The sequence below is a fragment of the Paenibacillus sp. FSL E2-0178 genome, assembly GCF_038593005.1.
Lineage (GTDB): Bacteria > Bacillota > Bacilli > Paenibacillales > Paenibacillaceae > Paenibacillus_AQ > Paenibacillus_AQ phytohabitans.
In genome coordinates, this window is the sequence record NZ_CP151953.1 from 1,591,801 (window position 1) to 1,609,710 (window position 17,910).

The 17,910-nt window shown below is 49.5% G+C and carries 14 protein-coding genes and 1 pseudogene; 4 read left to right on the forward strand and 11 right to left on the reverse strand.

Annotation, left to right across the window (positions count from 1 at the left end):
- Nucleotides 1-7 precede the first annotated feature (7 nt).
- The gene (locus MHI42_RS07535; RefSeq protein ID WP_342423352.1) at nt 8-1,027 is read right to left on the reverse strand and encodes a diguanylate cyclase; all 1,020 of its coding nucleotides are present in this window, start codon (nt 1,025-1,027) and stop codon (nt 8-10) included.
- An 850-nt stretch (nt 1,028-1,877) separates the two neighbouring features.
- On the opposite strand from MHI42_RS07535, the pseudogene MHI42_RS07540 reads away from it, so the two are divergent.
- Nucleotides 1,878-1,991 (forward strand): annotated as a pseudogene (locus MHI42_RS07540) (excalibur calcium-binding domain-containing protein); the annotation flags it as partial.
- A 95-nt stretch (nt 1,992-2,086) separates the two neighbouring features.
- On the opposite strand, the gene MHI42_RS07545 reads toward MHI42_RS07540, so the two are convergent.
- The 7 genes from MHI42_RS07545 to sbnA form a co-directional block, all read right to left on the reverse strand.
- Nucleotides 2,087-2,953 carry an SPFH domain-containing protein gene (locus tag MHI42_RS07545; RefSeq protein WP_171718047.1) on the reverse strand — a complete coding sequence of 289 codons (867 nt, stop codon included), beginning with the start codon at nt 2,951-2,953 and terminating at the stop codon, nt 2,087-2,089.
- A complete protein-coding gene (gene hflK, locus MHI42_RS07550) occupies nt 2,950-3,972 on the reverse strand; it encodes an FtsH protease activity modulator HflK (protein ID WP_342424698.1) in 1,023 nt (340 codons plus the stop codon). Before hflK ends, MHI42_RS07545 begins: the two co-directional genes overlap by 4 nt.
- A gap of 143 nt (nt 3,973-4,115) precedes the next feature.
- Complete coding sequence (locus MHI42_RS07555) at nt 4,116-5,222, reverse strand: endospore germination permease (protein WP_342423353.1); 1,107 nt, start codon at nt 5,220-5,222, stop codon at nt 4,116-4,118.
- Nucleotides 5,219-6,481 (reverse strand): Ger(x)C family spore germination protein, encoded by a 1,263-nt coding sequence (locus tag MHI42_RS07560; RefSeq protein ID WP_342423354.1) that lies wholly within the window; start codon nt 6,479-6,481, stop codon nt 5,219-5,221. The genes MHI42_RS07555 and MHI42_RS07560 overlap by 4 nt, the downstream gene beginning before the upstream one ends.
- 23 nt (nt 6,482-6,504) lie before the next feature.
- Entirely contained in the window at nt 6,505-8,016 is a 1,512-nt protein-coding gene (locus tag MHI42_RS07565; RefSeq protein ID WP_340946674.1) for a spore germination protein, read from the reverse strand.
- Between the two features lie 74 nt (nt 8,017-8,090).
- The gene (locus MHI42_RS07570) at nt 8,091-9,056 is read right to left on the reverse strand and encodes a 2,3-diaminopropionate biosynthesis protein SbnB (RefSeq protein ID WP_342423355.1); all 966 of its coding nucleotides are present in this window, start codon (nt 9,054-9,056) and stop codon (nt 8,091-8,093) included.
- Between the two features lie 20 nt (nt 9,057-9,076).
- Nucleotides 9,077-11,380 (reverse strand): 2,3-diaminopropionate biosynthesis protein SbnA, encoded by a 2,304-nt coding sequence (gene sbnA, locus MHI42_RS07575; RefSeq protein ID WP_342423356.1) that lies wholly within the window; start codon nt 11,378-11,380, stop codon nt 9,077-9,079.
- 73 nt (nt 11,381-11,453) lie between these two features.
- Between sbnA and MHI42_RS07580 the strand changes: the two genes are divergently transcribed.
- Nucleotides 11,454-12,293 carry a YheC/YheD family protein gene (locus MHI42_RS07580; RefSeq protein WP_342423357.1) on the forward strand — a complete coding sequence of 280 codons (840 nt, stop codon included), beginning with the start codon at nt 11,454-11,456 and terminating at the stop codon, nt 12,291-12,293.
- A 22-nt stretch (nt 12,294-12,315) separates the two neighbouring features.
- Here MHI42_RS07580 and MHI42_RS07585 read toward each other — a convergent pair whose 3' ends face one another.
- On the reverse strand, nt 12,316-12,753 hold the full coding sequence (locus MHI42_RS07585; RefSeq protein ID WP_342423358.1) for a MarR family transcriptional regulator: 438 nt from the start codon (nt 12,751-12,753) through the stop codon (nt 12,316-12,318).
- 5 nt (nt 12,754-12,758) lie between these two features.
- Nucleotides 12,759-13,841, reverse strand: a complete 1,083-nt coding sequence (locus MHI42_RS07590) for an alpha/beta hydrolase (RefSeq protein ID WP_342423359.1) — start codon at nt 13,839-13,841, stop codon at nt 12,759-12,761.
- A gap of 161 nt (nt 13,842-14,002) precedes the next feature.
- On the opposite strand from MHI42_RS07590, the gene MHI42_RS07595 reads away from it, so the two are divergent.
- On the forward strand, nt 14,003-14,821 hold the full coding sequence (locus MHI42_RS07595; protein WP_342423360.1) for an AraC family transcriptional regulator: 819 nt from the start codon (nt 14,003-14,005) through the stop codon (nt 14,819-14,821).
- Nucleotides 14,822-14,975: 154 nt separating this feature from the next.
- On the opposite strand, the gene MHI42_RS07600 is transcribed toward MHI42_RS07595, so the two are convergent.
- Complete coding sequence (locus tag MHI42_RS07600; protein WP_342423361.1) at nt 14,976-16,652, reverse strand: carbohydrate-binding protein; 1,677 nt, start codon at nt 16,650-16,652, stop codon at nt 14,976-14,978.
- A 232-nt stretch (nt 16,653-16,884) separates the two neighbouring features.
- Here MHI42_RS07600 and MHI42_RS07605 point away from each other — a divergent pair, with 232 nt between their 5' ends.
- A complete protein-coding gene (locus MHI42_RS07605) occupies nt 16,885-17,736 on the forward strand; it encodes an AraC family transcriptional regulator (RefSeq protein ID WP_342423362.1) in 852 nt (283 codons plus the stop codon).
- The last annotated feature ends 174 nt before the right edge of the window (nt 17,737-17,910 follow it).

Here is a 17,910-nt window from a genome sequence, read left to right on the forward strand (position 1 = left end):
ACCGAGTTTATGTAAGACGCGCTTCAGCATAGCATACCTGGTTTCTGCCTTTTCCTTTAGCCTCATATAGAGCTTCGTCGGCTTTCTCCAGCATTTCTGCCGGGGCAGATTCCGGAAAAGAAGAAACCCCTACAGAAATCGTTATCCTTAGCTGGGACTGGTCAGGAAGTACAAAGATGCTGTCTTGAACCGAGGAACGCAGCTTCTCGGCAACCGTCATGCCCTTATCCGCCGTACACCGCAGAAGCAGAACCGCGAACTCTTCCCCTCCTTTGCGCGCACAATAATCGCGTATACGGATACCGGACTGGAGAATATCAGCGAGTTTGGACAGGACCACATCTCCGGCCGCATGCCCGTATGTATCATTAACAACCTTGAAATGATCGATATCTATTAACAGCAGAGAGAACGGTTCATTCTGGAGCGCGCTTATTTCCGCCGTTTTTTTGAAAATCAGATTAAAGGACCGGGGATTATGGAGTCCCGTAAGGAAATCCCGCTCTGCCGCCTCTTTAAACATTTCTAATGCGTCATGGGATTTCTCCAGGTGGTTAATGAGCAGATAATTAAACAGGCATGCCATGAAACAGATCATGTCAAATAAAAGAATCGTGCCTATGTTAGTCCAGCCCACCAGCGGAAGCAGGATACAGGTGGAGAGTATGACCATCCCGCAAGCTGCAACCAGCCACCGGTAAAATGCGGGGATTTTAAGCGAAAAAGCAAAAACGCCCACTAGAAAAGTAATCGCAATATTTACAACACCTAATAGGGTCGCTTCATTAATTTCACCAAGGAAAAAAAGCCGGAACAAAGCAATTAAACTTGTCGTAATCATCCCCGTAACAGGCCCGCCAAGATATGTGGCTGCCAGGATCGAGACTTGCCGGAAGTCTATAATGGTGCCATCGCCTAAAGGAAAAGCAAAATACAGCTGAACAATGCCAAACAGTCCAAACCCGATTCCGTATAAAGCATGTAATTGAAGCTTGGAGAACGCCCGCTTTCCTTTTAAGAGGGCCAATATCATATCCCCGAAAAAGATAAACGTAGTAAGCAATGAAAAATTGATGAGCAAATTAACAAGCATAACATACCCCTTACAAAATAAGTGATATCCCCTTTTGATTCTATAATGAGGGATAGTTGAAGACACCCCATCAGTATAGCATGGACATTCGTGTAATTCTCTATCAAAATAACCCCCAAAATCGTTTGCATTTTTGTCGAAAGATGGAGTCTTTTTATATAGAAAAAACTTCCTTTAATTGTTAAACTAATTGGAGTCAACTAATACATTAAAGGGGTTTATTATGTCACGTTTAAAAAAAGCTCTCATCATTAGTGCAGTTGTTATTTTGTTTGAAATCCTCCTGCTATTATCCTTCCCTTTCCTTGTAGTAATCGCCTTCAACTTCCTTTTCCTTGCCCTCGCCGCCATCCCTGTCTGGTTATTCGGAATGATCTTCCCTCAGAAAGTGATCTGGTGGGGGGATGAGGATAACCGTAACCGGAAGAAGGTTTCAAAGTACGCAGGTATTCAGCTGCTCCTTTGTTTCATTATTGCAATCGTTATTATTCCCAAAACCGAAGATCAGACTTTAAGCGCCGCAGCCCCTTCACCTTCACCAGCTCCTGCGGCCACTACGAAGTCTGTTGCAACAGAGGAGCCGGGTGTCTCAAGAAATACACTTGCCTCCATTCCAACACAGAAACCTGTTCCAACTAAGAAACCCGTTACCACAACCAAACCCAAAGCCACCAACAAACCCGTCACCACAACCAAGCCCAAGGCTACCAACAAACCTGTTACCACAACAAAACCCAAGGCCACCAAAAAACCTGCGGCCACTAAAGCACCTGTCCAGGATGTGTATTACAAGAATTGTGATGCTGTTCGGGCAGCAGGAGCTGATCCTATTCGCGCCGGAGAGCCAGGATACTCGCGCAAACTGGATCGGGATGGTGACGGCGTAGGTTGTGAATAAAAATAGGTGAATACACTCAGCAGCATATCAAAGAGGCCCATGCGGTTTGCGCATGGGCCTCTCATATTTACATTCCGCCAATAGATCAGATGAGGTTATTGCCCCATCAATATTTTGGCATATGGCGAGTCAATCGGCATCATGATAACCGGCTCATTCTTCAGCGTGGTCACATAACTCTCCAGCGTACGATAGAAGCTATAGAACTCGGGAGACTTTCCATAGGCCTGGTTATAGATCCTGGCGGCTTCCCCTTCTCCTTCAGCGATGATTTTCTTAGAATCGGCTTCGGCCTGGGCCATCAGCTCTCTTGAGGAACGGTCGGCCTTGGAGGTGATTTTCTTGGATTCCTCGTCACCCTCGGACAGATAACGCGCAGCGATGGACTGGCGGTCCGAAATCATCCGGTTGTACACACTTTGTTTGTTCTCCTCCGGCAAATCCGTACGTTTGATCCGTACGTCAATCACTTCAATCCCGTAATTATCACGGGTTAAGGCGGCAATGACATCATTGGTGATCTCATCGTTAATATTGCCCCGTCCGGTGTCTTCACTGATAATATTCTCATAATTGACTTCCGACAGCTTGCGCCGCACGGAGTTATATACCGCTTCATCAATACGCTGAATCCCGCCGCCTACCGATTGTACGGTTCTCAGGAATTGCGAGGCATTGGTAATTCTCCAGACTGTATAGTTATCAACCACAATCGGCTTCTGGTCCTTCGTCAGAATGCTGGTAGGTGAGCTTTCGTATGTCATCTGATACTTGGGGAGAGCTGAGACATTCTCGATAAAAGGGATTTTCAGCCTCAGTCCAGGCTCCTCAACGGTACGCATCGCTTCACCGAAGCGCAGGACTACCTTGTATTCGCCCTCCTTTACTACATACAAAGAGCCGGCAAGCAGAATAGCTAGAACAATAGTTGATATCAGTCCGATGATCTGGTTTCTTGTCACTCTGTATCTCCTCCTTGCGGCGTGGCCGAAGCTGACGGGCTGACCGGAGTGCTGCGCATCAGCTCATTCAGCGGCAGATAATTCACAGTATCGCTATCCGAGTTGGTAATGAAGATTTTGGCGCTAGGTAATATAGTCTCCAGTGTCTCCAGAATCAACCGGCTTTCGGTTACACTCTTATTGTTGCTATATTCGGCAAATATGGCGTTAAACTGGGCTACATCGCCTTGCGCATTCAGGATACGCGATTTCTTCTCGCCTTCGGCTCTCTCAATCAGCGCCTGCGCTTCACCGCGTGCCTTAGGGATGATATCGTTCTCATATTTCTTGGCGTTGTTAATCTTCGTGTTCTTCTCTTCACGGGCATTGGTAACCTCGCGGAAGGCTTCTTCTACCTGGCCGCTCGGCGGTTCAATATCCTGGAATTTGATATCAATGATCTGAATACCGGTGTTGTATTTCTTCTGCAGATCGACGAGCAGCACCCGGACCTTATCCTGAATAACCGTCTTTCCGTCTGTAATAGCATAATCCAGCTTCTCGGAACCAATGACCGCACGGATGGAGGAGCTGGCCGAGTTACGCAGAAATTTGTCCGGGTCATCAATGTTATACAGATAATTGCGGACATTGCTGATCTTCCACTGTACTACAGCATCGGCAGATACGATGTTCTCATCGCCTGTAATCATCATCGCCTCATCTTCAACAGCTACAGCTCCATCTGCCTCCTGGCGGTACCCGATATGTATCCGCTGGGTCAGCTCCGCAGGCACCGTTATCACTTCCTGTATTGGATAAGGCCATTTGAAATGAAGTCCTGCCGAGGACTCGTTGGTGTATTTGCCGAAGGTCAGGATAGCTGCACGTTCCTGCTCCTGCACGGTATAGAATGAAGTTGCGCCAATATAAATCAACACAGCGGCAGCGGCTACCCCTAATCCAATCTTCTTGTACATTCCCGGTTTCAGCTCGGGAAGCTTGCGTCCCGGGATCGGATTATTCCCATCCCCATTCATGAAATTCAAGATGCATCGCTCCTTTTTACGTATTTAAGTCTATATAGAGATACATATACGTAAATAAAACAAAAAAGTCGCAAATTTCGCGACTTTGTTCAATCTTATTGGATTTTACTGCGTTTCTCTTCTTCGCAGTAAGACTAGCGCCGGATATCTGTATGAAAGTTTGCTTTCACAGCAGAAACCAGCCACAGGAATAGCGGAATTCCGATCATATTCACAGGCAGCACATAACGGATCCATACCCCCTTCAGCAGCAGCCCGGCCGGAGGATTCAGAATGATCACCAGCATGGTGAGGATGAACGAGACTGCGGCTACGATCAGGGATATTTTTTTCCAGCTGCCGGTCTTGCCGGTCCACTGGGCCACGCCATAGCTGGTAATGAACATATAGATGGACAGCTTGACGAATATGCAGACCAGCCACACCGCCATCACAAATATATCCATATTCTGAATGAACTCCATCAGATAGACCAGCTTGACCATCTCAAAAAAAGGAAATTGCAGCCGTCCGCTTACAGCCGGACCGAAGGTCATAATGACCCACAATACGCCAAACAGCAGCATTACCGAGGATAAGGCCACTCCCAGCAGCACCGCCTTGCGGGTTCCTTTGCCGGGATGCTCCACAAAGGGGAACAGCATCATGAGCAGAACGGATTCGCCCAGCAGCGAGACTGGCGCCAGAGCACCTTGCATAATAGGTCCGGGTCCGGTATCTGCATAGACCGGCAGCAGCATAGGCCAGTTGAGATTATTGATGGTGAGTGCAAAGGTGAGCGCAAGAATAATCATCAGAATCGGCCCCCACAGCTCACTGACTCTGCCGATGGCTTCAATGCCTCCATGATAGACCGTGTATATAACTACGCCCAGCATCGTTCCGATGACTACCCAGGCAGGTGTTTTATAGAGGACACTCAAGCGTATGAACAAGAATTCATCACGCAGAATGAGACTGATCACCCAGAACCATTGGAGAATGAACGGAATGACAATCAGCTTACCGCCCCATTTTCCCAGAATAGTCACACTGTACTCTATCAAAGTCTGCCGGGGATACCGGGAGCTGAGCTTGGACGCAATATAGGTAATGACCAGACCCGCGCCTCCAGCCAGAATGTAGGAAATCCAGGCGTCCTGCTTGGCATAAAGAATCGTTGCTGTCATCGAAATCAGCAGGTTGATCCCGATTTCCAGCATCATGATCATCCAGAACAGCTGCCGGTTGTTGATCTTCATTTCCCTTCACCGCCGTCTCTCGTTGGCAGCAGCGATTGTCCTGTCAGGCCTGTTCCGGTGAGGTCCAGCTTAACCGTAATGTCCATATCAATATCCGGAAAGATCGTGTCCCAATCCGCAGCAAGCTTCTTCCACTGATAAGGATGGCGGTGATGAATCGTATCTCCGAATCCGAAGATATCACATTTGAAATCCTTCTGCACTTTGGTTAAGACTTTCTTGATCCTTGCTTCAAGGTATTGATTCATCCGGGCTTCGACCTTTTGCACATTGTCCGGCCTGGAGAGGTTCAGCGGTGAATTATTCTCTTCAATGAACCCCTTTCCCTCCAGCAGAATCCGGAATTTGGGCAGAGCTCCGGTCATAACCGGTGTAATTTGACTCTTGAAGGTGTCCACATTAATGCTCACGGTCTTGCCCCTGGTTGCTCCAGAGAGGGCATCCGCTGCCGCTCCCCCCGGCTTGTCTGCATCAATAGAGTTGATAATTGTAGTGAAATTCCGGAAGGCCAGCCGGTTCGTAATCCAGAGTCTGACCCAGAATTCATCATAATTCAGATATCCCGCCAGCTTCAGCTTCTCATTAAAAACAGCCGCCCCGTATAAGCTTAAGGTCGTCTGCGGCGGGCTGTCCTCCGGTGTCTTCTTGTCCGTATTTACTTCCGGAGTTTCAATCGAGAGTGCAGGCATGACGCCGCAACCGGTGCCATTGGCCATGATGAAGAAGTCCAGCAGTGAGCGGCTGATCGGTGCCCCGCTTTTCTCCTGAATCTTCTGCACGGCAATTGCCGGATTGGCTTCAAGCTGATAAGCAATGCTCATCGCCTCCTGCGCAGTCCCGCCCTTGACAACAAAAATATTCGACCGCGGGCGGACCATCGGGCTTCGGCCATACTCGTCCATGATGGAGAAGACCCCCTTCTCCGCCAGCTTCTCCCCGATGAAGATATTCCGCCGGTGTCCCGGAAACAGTACCCGCGAAAGCTTTCTCTGCATATTCTGTTCGGCATCCCTGTTGTTCTTGCCGAAGGCACTTTCGGTCATGAACCCGGATGTGCTGCTCTGTCCTCCGCTTTCCTGACCGCCTGATTTGGATACCAGCGGCAGCACAAGATTGGCCGTAGCCAGATATTCTCCGTTCTCCATCAAGTCCATGCCCCAGCCCAGGACAATCGCCTGGTCGTTCAATTCCTGACGGTCCCAGCAGCCGGTCAGAATCAGGGATAAGGCGAGGAGTACAGAGCTTATTTTCCTGAACATATGCCCCCGTCCCTTCCTGCCGGTTATTTGGTGCGTTTGGGGAACCGCTCAGTCTTGCCATTGGCCAGCCATGGCATCAGCCTGCGCATCTTATATTTGGGTGCACGTACAAGCACATCATTCAGATTCTCCATGGACAGCGGCGCATATGGCGCCATATAAGGTATCCCAAACGGCTTCAGCGTCACCATATGCACCGAAAGCATAATCAGAAACAATACAATGCCATAGAAGCCGAGAATTCCGGCGGCAATGAGCAGAGGAAACCGGAGCATCCGGTAGGCAGCTCCCAGGTTATACAGCGGAAAAGCAAAAGAAGCGATCCCCGTCAGAGATACAATGATTACCATGGGTGTAGATATGATTCCCGCAGCTACTACCGCTTGTCCAATAACAAGGGCTCCGGCAATACTCACCGCAGGCCCTACCTGCTGGGGCAGCCTGATTCCCGCTTCACGCAGACCCTCGAAGATAAACTCCATAATTAGAGCCTCAAACACTGCCGGAAGTGGAACGCCTTCTCTGGCAAAGGCAATACTGACCACGAGCGGTGTAGGCACGACCTGCAGATGGTAAGTGGTCAATGCCACGTAAAGGGAAGGCAATAAAAGTGAAGTATGGACGAAGGTATATCTGATCCAGCGCACAAAGGAGGCATACATAAATCTGTCGGTATAATCATCTACAGCCTGCAGCCCGGACCAATAGGTCATTGGAACGATGAGCACAAACGGCGTGTTGTCCGTAATAATAATAACCTTGCCTTCCAGCAGGCTGGAGACCGCCACATCGGGCCGCTCGGTATTCTGAATCTGCGGAAAAGGCGAGAATACGTTATCCTCAATGTATTCTTCGATATTGCTGGAATGAATGATCCCGTCAATTTGGATTTTTTGCAGACGGGCTCTCACTTCCTTGATCAGGCTCTCCTTGACGATCCCCTCCATATAGCCGATTACAATATCCGTTTCCGTGATACTGCCGAGTGTCATACTTTCCAGCTTCAGCTTGGAGGAGCGGATACGCCGCCGGAGGAGCGAGGTATTGGTCCGCAGCGTTTCCATGAATGCATCCCGCGGGCCGCGGACAACCTTCTCCGAGGTAGCCTCCTCAATCGAACGTTTCTCCATCTTGATCAGGCTGGCCACCATCGCAAATGCATTGCCCTCTGTGAAAATGACCGTCTCCCCGCGCAGAACGGCCTGGATGACTTCCTTCGTATCATAGACTATGCGGATTTGCAGCGTCGGAATAAAGACCTCTTTCAGCTCTGCCTCTCTGCCTTCATTAACCTTAGTGCTTCTGCGGAAATGCTCCAGCAGCGGCTGCAGCACAAATTCATCCACGGCATGCGTATCGCACATCCCGTCCACATAGATCAGTGTTGCCCGGTTGGTCCCGTCAATGCTGCAATTCCGGTACATAATATCAGAGCAGCCCAGAAACTCCAGCTCCATCCGTTCTACGTTGAACGCAAGATCCGGATACAATCTCTCTGGCTCATTATGCTCTTTGGCTGTTTGTTGTTGTTCCATGCGGCATCCATCCCCCTCCTGTTGGTATTTGCTGGAGGGGACGAAATTATGCATAGATCCAGGACATTCACCGTTTAAGCCAGCTCAGTCCCAATCCCCATTTCTCTCGCCTTTTTAGCATAATGCACCGCCACAGCGATATCAAAAACAGCCATGCCCATCGGACAGAAGAGGATTGGATCATCGGCGGCGAATGTACTGAGACTGCGGCGGCAGACGACATCGGCAAGCGTCTGTGTTCCGGAACGGGTCAGCCCCTGTTCCAGGTGAAGCTGCTCGATATCCGTATTCTCCCGGCATACTTCCTCCCAGTCGTCGACGATGATCGCTTTCAGTGAAGCCAGCGCCTCCGGCTTGTAATCACGCAGTGAAACATTCAGCAGCAGCATGCCTTTGGCGGGGGGAATATCAATATACCGCTGATCGGACACTGTACAGGTGATGAGAATATTAGAATGCAAGTAGACATCCGCCCACGTCTCTGCCACTTCCATCCGCTCCATGTATGGAGATGGAATTCCTGACAAGTCTGCTCCCCGTATATCGTAGATACGGATCCGTTCAATCCGGTCACCGAACAGAGCCATAGCCATCTGACAATGATATTGCCCGATAGGCCCCCAGCCGATAATGCCAAGCTGAATCCGCTCCATTGAACGGCACTCCAGCACATGACGGATCATCAGCCCGCTGACAGAAGCTGTTCTGACGATGCTGGGAAGCGGCGAGTTCAGAATAGCTGTGGGCTGGCCCGTACCCTGGTCATTTAATACGATGATACTATGCGCACGCGGAAGACCCGACCTGATATTGTCAGGGAAGCTGGAAATCCATTTGATCCCGGCTGTATTGACATTCCCCCCGGCATAAGCCGGCATGGCAATGATCCGGTTACGGGGATTCTTGTACCTCAGGTAGGGCTTTACCGGCTGCACATAATCACCGGAATGGATGAGGTGCACCGCAGCTTCTGCTGATTCTGCAAGAGCAGCCCAATTCAGGCCCACTGCCCGCAGATCCTGGTCATTTAAGTACAGCAACCTGTCTCCTCCTTATGCGTTCAAGTTAGGAACTCTTCATCTGCTGGCGGCAGCTGCAGTCCGAACTGGCTCTGAACCCAGGAATCCGAGAATACCGTATCGAGATAACGTTCACCCTTATCATGCAGAATAGCGGCGCAGACAGCTCCGGGAGGGAGCTCCTGCTTCATCTGCCGGATGGCCGCAAGCACTGCCCCGGAGGACGCTCCGGCCAGAACCGATTCCTTCCGCGCAAGCGCCCGGCAGCCCTGAACCATATCGGAATCGGTAACATGCACAATATGGTCAATCAGATCTGTTCTGCAAAAAGGCGGCACAATACCGGCACCAAGGCCGGGGAACCGCCGTTTCTCCTGATTGCCGCCAAAAATTGCGCTGCCCGCTGCATCAACAGCCACAATCCGGGTCTGCAGCCCGTTGTCCTTCACGTATTCTGCAAGCCCGCGGATCGTCCCGCATGTACTGACAGCGCAGAACAGATAATCTACCTGTCCAAGCTCAGCCACGATCTCTTTCATGGTTGTATGATAATGGGACAGATAATTATTGGGGTTCGCATACTGGTTCGGCCAGTAGCTGCCCGGTACCTCCGCGAGCAGCTGCTGCACTCGCTTCAGTCTGGCCGGCAGAAATTCCCCTGTTTCGGGATCGGGACAGGCAACATAATCGATGGTTGCGTCCAGGGCCTTCAGAATCTGAAGATTCACCTCTGTCGTCCTGGAATCCACAACGCTGATGAAGCTCATCCCCAGATATTTGCAGATCATAGCCAGGCTGATCGCCATATTTCCCGAGCTTGATTCAATGATGACTGTACCCGGCCCGATGAGCCCTTCCTTCCAAGCCTCCCGGATCATCCACAGTGCCGGACGGTCTTTCGCGCTTCCTCCCGGGTTCATCAGCTCCAGCTTCGCGTAGACGCTGAACCCGCCTCGCGGAAACAGATGGTCCAGCCTGATCAATGGCGTCCTGCCGATGGCCGACAAGATACCGGTGTCCAGGTTCAGCTCTGCCCTGTCATTGACTCCATCCTTCTGATAATACAGCTTCTTGTTCTTCACCTGTCCGGTCTGGAGCTTCCCGCCGTCTGCTGCCAGAATGACCTCGATATCGTCAAGCAGATGATTGCGGATCATCAGACCAATTTCCGGAATGCATTCCCTGATTTCTTCCCTGATCGCCGGAACTGCGGATGGAACCGCAGATCTGCTCTGGATATACACAGTTAATGCATTATTGCTGACCTGGACCCGGATCATTGCATCCTGGAGATGACGGTAGACCACCTGTTCAATATCGTAGATACTGATCTTCTCCCCGTGCTTCAGCTCGCGGCCCACCCGTTTGACGATGGAACCGAAGCTCTGCTTCTCCGTCCCGTCTATCTTCACTGTCCTGAAATCCCTTACGACATCATAGGTAACAAAACGGATGGCGGGCAGCAGCCTGCGGACAGTTGAGGTAAGCACCAGGATGCCTTCGCCAACTCCCAGAGGGTCCAGCCCTTCCCCTAATGCCTCAGTTCCGATGGCTTCCGCAACAATTCCGTCAGCAAAGATATACCGGCCCAGATCATGCGAATAGTACGCGATGGTGCCCATTTCAATAGACCCGTACGTATCGGTAATGTCCTGCGGCTCAAGGCCGAACAGCCGGGCCATATTCTGCTGCCACTCCACTGTAGCGATCTCACCAACCAGAATGATCTTGCGGATTCCGAGCGAACGCGGATCTTCAGCAGCATATACGATATGGTCCAGGATAGAGGGCATCGTATACAGCAGGTCGGGCTTAAATGCCTGAATCCGCTCGATATGCTGCTCTATCGGCAGCTCGAAGGGGATTGAGCTGCTGACAAGTCCCAGCCGTTCGAAAATGGCCAGCGCCGTATTCGCAGCATGTCCGGTTCCCATATCGGCCAGCGCCCTTGTACATCCGCTGCCTGCAATCAACTCACCGAACAGCTTTGTTTTGATATTGATATAATGGGCGTCATCTTCTTCTGAGTAGACTATAGCCTTGCGCCGGCCTGTACTTGTACCCGATGTCCGGTATACGGCGAGTGAAGCATCGGGTGAGCTGCTATAATAATGGGTTTCAAGAATGTCCGCGGTTATCAGGGGAAGATTCTGCAGACTGTAGTTCGTAGTCTCACTGCTAATGAGTCCCTTGTACCAGGGGAACTGCCCGATGACTTCAAGTACTTTATCCCGCCAATTGTCCATCAGCATCATGGATGCCTCCTGCTCCGGCTGCATGCCGCAGCCCCTTGGATTCACACCTTCAATAACATATGTAGCAATCTCCCGGTGTGTTCTGCCCATCACGTCTGCCCAATCAAAAGCCCGCTCTCTGCCGTACTATGGCCTATAATAAGCTACCGGACGGAGGGTTACGATGAAGAAGCAGATCAGCCGTATTTCCAGTAAACTGACGAAGACAAGAGTACTGGCGGAGAAGCCGGAATTAAAGAGGCATATCCCGGACACACGAAGAATGAGCCGGAGTGTTCTCCTTGCAATGCTGCAGAAATACCAGATGGTATATATTAAGCCCTGCTGCGGCTCACTTGGCGAGGGGGTTATCCGGGTTGAACAGAGGACACCTGCAAGCCGGGGCAGCTCTGGCGGGAGAGATTCTGTCGTGACGCAAAAATGCACCTACCGCTATCAGGCAGGTACACGGGTGAGCACATTCGCTGATTATGACAAAGCATATCAAGCAATCATGGAGGAGACCGGAGGGAAATCCTATTTAGTACAGAAGGGTATCCGTCTTCTGACATACGGCGGGCGGCCGTTTGATATCCGCGTAATGGTGCAGCGCAATCCTCAGGGAAAGTGGGAAGCTACAGGAGCGGCAGGACGCGTCGCGCATCCGCAGAAGGTGGTTACGAATGGAAGTCAGGGCGGGACCATATATCCGGTCGAGGAACTGCTTGGCGTTCACACCAGCCTGAAGAAGCGCAGCGCTCTGATTACGCAAATGAACGAACTTGGCGTGAAGTCTGCCATTCAGTTAAGCTCTGCCTATCCGGCGCTGAATGAAATCGGCGTAGATTTCGCCTTAGACCGACGGCTTAGCCCATGGATTCTGGAAGTGAATACCGCCCCCGATCCCTGCCCGTTCACCAAACTGAAGGACACCCGTATGCTTGACCAAATGATCAGATACGCCAAAGCCTACGGCCGCACCTATAATCTGAAGTGCATGAAGGCAAAGCGGGGGATGATGTGAAGTCCAAGGTATAATGAAGATATCAATTCTTATGAACGTTCTTGGCCCGTTCACTGATCTTAGCCATTGTTTGATTGAACCGTTCCACCTCATCAGAATCCAGATCCTGCATAACCTGACTAACCCACTGATCATTTATTTGCTGCATGAATTGATACAGTTCTTTGCCGGACGCTGTCAGGTACAGTTCTTTCGCTCTTTTATCGGCCCGGGACTGCACGGTAGTAATGTATCCCTTACTCTCCATATTCTTCACCGACCGTGCAACAGCAGCCTTGTCTATGGCCAGGGAATGGGCTATTTCCTCTTGTGAAGTCCCTTCCCTGCCGCCAATGTTGACTAAGAATATACTGTCTGAATAGGAAATATCCTTGTGCATAAGGGACTTGGAGATATAACTTAAGAATGTACGGTTTAGAATTCCAAACGATCTTATGATTCGGGTGTTGTCCATGTCCATATGTTTTATTCTCCTAAAAAGAAATCTTCAATAATTGCAGCAAATTGATCCGGATGCTCCAGGTTAATAACATGCGAAGAATCGACCCGCTGGAACTCACCATCAGGAATTAAGGAAGCCGCCCGCTCCGCCTGCCCCTGGGTCATTGCACCATCCAGTATGCCTTCTGCAGTAATGGTGTAATTGGCCTGCAAAAGCAATGCCGGACACTTTATTTTTGCCAGAGCCTCCGAATGATCAAAGCCCTCATTCCAGGTTCCTTTATAAAAAGCATTGCCGAAAAGCGGATCATAGTAATTAAGTCCTCTGATTAATTCCCGTACAACCGGCGGCAGATAGACAATTTCAACCGGATCTCCAGGGTTGGCTTTTCTGTAGGTATTTACCGCAAATTCAATTAAAGGTTCAGCAAATGGCCCCACATTATTTTTGAAAAAGGTTTTGCTGCCGTTCAGCCAATACATAAGAAAATCGTTATTATACCCATTCTGTATCGCATTATAGCTGGTTGTAAATGACTTGTATGCAATCGTCTGTTTGATTGCTGGATACTCCGCAGAGAACAGCGGCGGATCTTCAAGCACAATCGCCTTTACGAGCTCAGGTTCATTCGCAGCCAGCCAGGCTGTCAATAATCCGCCCGATGAGTTGCCCGTGACATAAGCCGGCTCCTGAATGACCGTATCTATGAACGTGGCCAGATCACTTCCTATCTGATTGGCTGTCATCGGATAATTATCTGGAACTACAGTTTTCCCGTGACCCGGATAGTCAACGGCAAATACATGGAATTTCTTGGACAGCTCCGGCAGCGCTTCACTGTAAGTATACCAGTCCAGCAGCTGGGCATGTAGGAGAAGCAATGGCGGACCATTGTCCGGTCCCTCGGCATAATTAAACTTCACCTCTCCCGCCTGAGAGGTTTTCTCTGTAATACCTGCTTCTGTAAGCTTCTTATCCCAGGGATTCTTATAATTGTTCATGTAGATAATACCAATGACACCGGCAATAATGATAACAAGAATAATAATGGCCAGTATGAACAGGATGATCTTGGGCGTGGAGTCTAACCTTTTAACTATCTGCATATTTCCTCCTTGATATATATATATATATATTAGTTGACTAAGTCAATTATATTATTAAATTCTTTCTAGTTCAACTTGCAAGATAACGATAAGATATCTTTCTTTATAAATTTGCTATAACCTATTAGTATTATGATGCTAAAAGGATACAGGTGCTGACGATGAAGCCATTGGAATACGGATTCAGCGAGAATCCGATGTTTAAAGCAAACGGATATAAACCGCCCGATTTACACAAATGGGGACCGGGCGTCCGCGATGTGTATGCTCTGCATTATATTGTAAGCGGGAGAGGCTATTTGAAGACATGCCAGACAACCTTCCTGTTGCAGACCGGCGAGAGCTTCATTATTTTTCCGCATATGGAGGTGTACTATTACCCTGATCCGCAGGACCCCTGGGAGTATTTCTGGATTGAATTCAACGGGACTGAGGCCTCCCGTCTGTTGTCGATGATTCATATTTCGCCGGAGCATCCGGTTGCAGCGGCACCTCCACAGGATATAGAACCTCTGTTTCACAAGGTCAAGGCCGCCGGCATAGAGCCATTTGAACGGGAACGTTCTGAGGCAGGGCTGCATCTGTTATTGTCCTATTACATGGAGTACTACCCCAGTGAACAAGCGTTTCTCAAGAAGGACTATGTCTCTTCAGCAAAAGAATATATAGAAACCAACTTTTGGAATTCCTCCTTGTCGGTTCTGGATGTAGTGGAATTCGTCAAAATTGAGCGCAGCTATTTGTTCCGGCTGTTCAAGAAAGAAACGGGCACCTCTATTTCCGGTTATCTGACCGCATTCAGGATTCGGCGTGCCTGTGCATTATTGGCCGATTCACAGTTATCTATAAAGTCTTTATCCTATTCCGTCGGCTACCATGACCCGCTGTATTTCTCTAAGGTCTTCAAAAAAGCAACTTCGTACACTCCGTCGCAATATAGAGGGTCATTCAGCGGGGGAGAATTGCCCCTAACTCCATAATGAGTTATTATCTGTTGCATTCATACGAAAGAGCTGCTCTCGGCGCGCTTTCACGCACCGGGAACAGCTCGCGGAGAGATGTTTAACAATAGCTATTCAGCTGCACATTATCCGTTAACACTGATGAAGCTCGTCAGCCGGTACAAGCTTCACACTACTGGGCAGACACATTGATACTGTCTACATTCGGTCCTTCTGTACCTGTCGTCACTACTTTTAACGTATTGTTTCCGATATTCATCGGAACCTGAATTGTGCTCTCTCCCCAGGTTGTCCAACTGCCGGTTGCGGCAAAGGCGGTATTGCTGATGACCTTGCTGCCGTTCACATACACATCCAGATTTCTTATACCGCTCTCCAGTGCGTAGCGGAATTTCAGATTTTTGGTCCCGGCAACGGCACAATATACGCTGTTCCACTGTATGGAGGCATCGGCTGCGCCGTTAAAGTTGACGTATCCGCTGCCGGTGTAGCCGGAGTTGATGGTCTCTGCTATAGCGTTCGCCAATGTGGTGCCTGTCTCAGCTTCATAAGTGGTTCCCGAGCCTATGCCGCTTCCGCTGCCGAGTTCCGCTACAAAGGTCGTCACACTTTGCGCCGGAAGCTGGGCTGTAAAGGAACCGTTCGATACATTAAAGGATGACCCGGCGGCTACCTTCCGGCTGGCGTCCGTGATCCATGTTGAAGCGCTTGAGGCCGTACCATTCTGCAGGACAAAGCTCTGGCTTACAGCCGAAGTACCTTTATTAATGGCCACAATAACAGCTTTGTTATCGCCTTTGTATGCGGAGATATAGACATTAGTGTTAGGATTCTTTGTAGCATCCACTCTTACATAACCTGGACGGATGAATTTCGAGAACTGTGCCATGCTGTCCCCGCGCTTGCTGATCGTTCCATCCTCATTCATTGGACCGTATTGACGGCGGATGTACCACCACACATAAGCCTGGAAATCCGCCTCTGTCATCGCATTATGCATATGATAGGCTACCTCCAGTGCTTCAGGCCAAAGGTTGGCCGAGTTATTATTACTGTTGGGATAATATACTTCCGTCATCCAAAGCTCTTTCCCCGCCCCTTTTTGCTTAAAAAGAGGATAAGAAAAGTTGTTAAATGAAGTTCCATACGTATGCGTACCCAGAATATCCATATTGGCAAGCGCCTGGGAATCATTCAGAATAGGGTCCGACATGTTTTTCAGGTAGGAGAAGGATTCCGGGGCAATCACCCGGCAATTGATCGATCCGGCATTTTCTTTCATGAACTTTAGCATTTCTGCCGGAGTCCACCACGTCCAGGTATGTGCATAATCCGGTTCATTCTGAACAGAAATCGCATAAAGCTCTACACCATTATTCTTCATGTACGTAACGAAATCGTTCAGATGCTGGGCATATGCAGCGTACTTGTCATATCTGAGGCGTTTGGCCGAGGTATCTCCATCGTGGTTAAAGGTCTCTGTCATATCGCTTGGGGGATTCCAGGGCGAAGCAAAGACAATAGCTCCCTTTGCAATAGCTGCCTTAGCCGTATCTAATTCCTTGTACCAGTTATTCCTATTATCATCCACATAGATTCTCAGCACAGTGAATCCCAGCTGGTTCGGACCATTGCCGAAAGCGGTCTCTCTTTGCGCTGCCGTCAGATCCCCTATCCAGGCAGGGAGGTTGATTCCTCCGAAGCCACGGATCACCTGCTTCTCGGCTGACAAATTAACGGTCACATCGCTCGCTGCTGAAACTTTAGGCGGTGCGGGAATCATCATTACCGACAGCAACGTTACACCTGCCAATAAGGTACACAATGATTTTTTTACCTGTGAAATCATTTATCCCATCTCCTCTTCGTGTAAATTCCGCCAAACCCTGTTCTTATCACCTCCTGTCTGACCGAAGCGGCTAGCTGTACCACATCTGCTTGTCCATACTCCTTACAGCACTTGCAAGCGCTTCCTTTTACTGTATTATAATAAGTATCTTCTGTATAATCCTTGCAATTAAACGCTATTATATTGCGCGAATAGCAATAGTTACATTAAATACAACTAAAGGGAGGATGCCATGAATCTGGATACAAACTATATTTTCACACCTATTAAAGAAGAAATGATCTGCTTTCATAAAGCAACCGATTCGGAGCTGATCAACCCGTCCTTGCCTTATCACCGCCATGATGCTTACGAAATTTATCTGTTCCTGAGAGGCAATGCCTACATGTATCTGGAGCAATCCTGCTACAAGCTGGCCCCCGGCGATTTAATCATCATCAGCCCGAGCGAGATGCACCGGTGCATCTGTATCGACAATCAAATGTATGAACGGATCGGTCTGAATATCAAGAGGTCCGCCTTGGAGAGGCTTTCGAGCCACCGCTCTAATCTGTTATCCTGTTTTGAATCCCATCCCTTCGGACAGAACAATCTGATCCGGCTCTCCCCGGAGCAAACGGTGCTGTATTGCCGTCTTGCCGGCAAATTGATTACCTGCCTCCGCTCAGAGGCATATGGACAGGATCTGCTGGCGGAGTCTTATGCCATCCGGCTGCTTGTGTTCATCAACACCCTGTACCAGTCTTCCACATACCGGTCGGCGAATCTTATGCCGGAGCTGGTCAGCAATACGATGACCTACATCAAAGATCATCTGGCGGAATCTATCTGTTCCGGGCAGCTGGAGCAGGAGTTTCATTACAGCGGCAAATATATAAGCCAGCAATTCAGGCAGCATACAGGACTTACGATACGCTCCTACATTCTGGACAAGCGCATCTCTCTGGCGATGAGCCACCTGGCCGCAGGGAAGACCGTGGCCGAAGCCTGTGAGCTTTCCGGCTTCAGCGATTATGCCAATTTCATCAGGAGCTTCAAGAAGATAGCCGGAGTATCCCCTGGAAGGTACGTCAAGCAGGGATAAACAGTTCGGAGCACGGCGGACTTATACAAGTGGAATTTGTACATCTAATTTGGCGGCAAAGGTACAAGTATTAATAATAGTTGGAAAAACAACACTTAATCAGCCCGCCTTCTACTGAATCCATAGGATCCGGGGAATTAAGTGTACTTTTTCCAACTGCATGCCCACAGACCC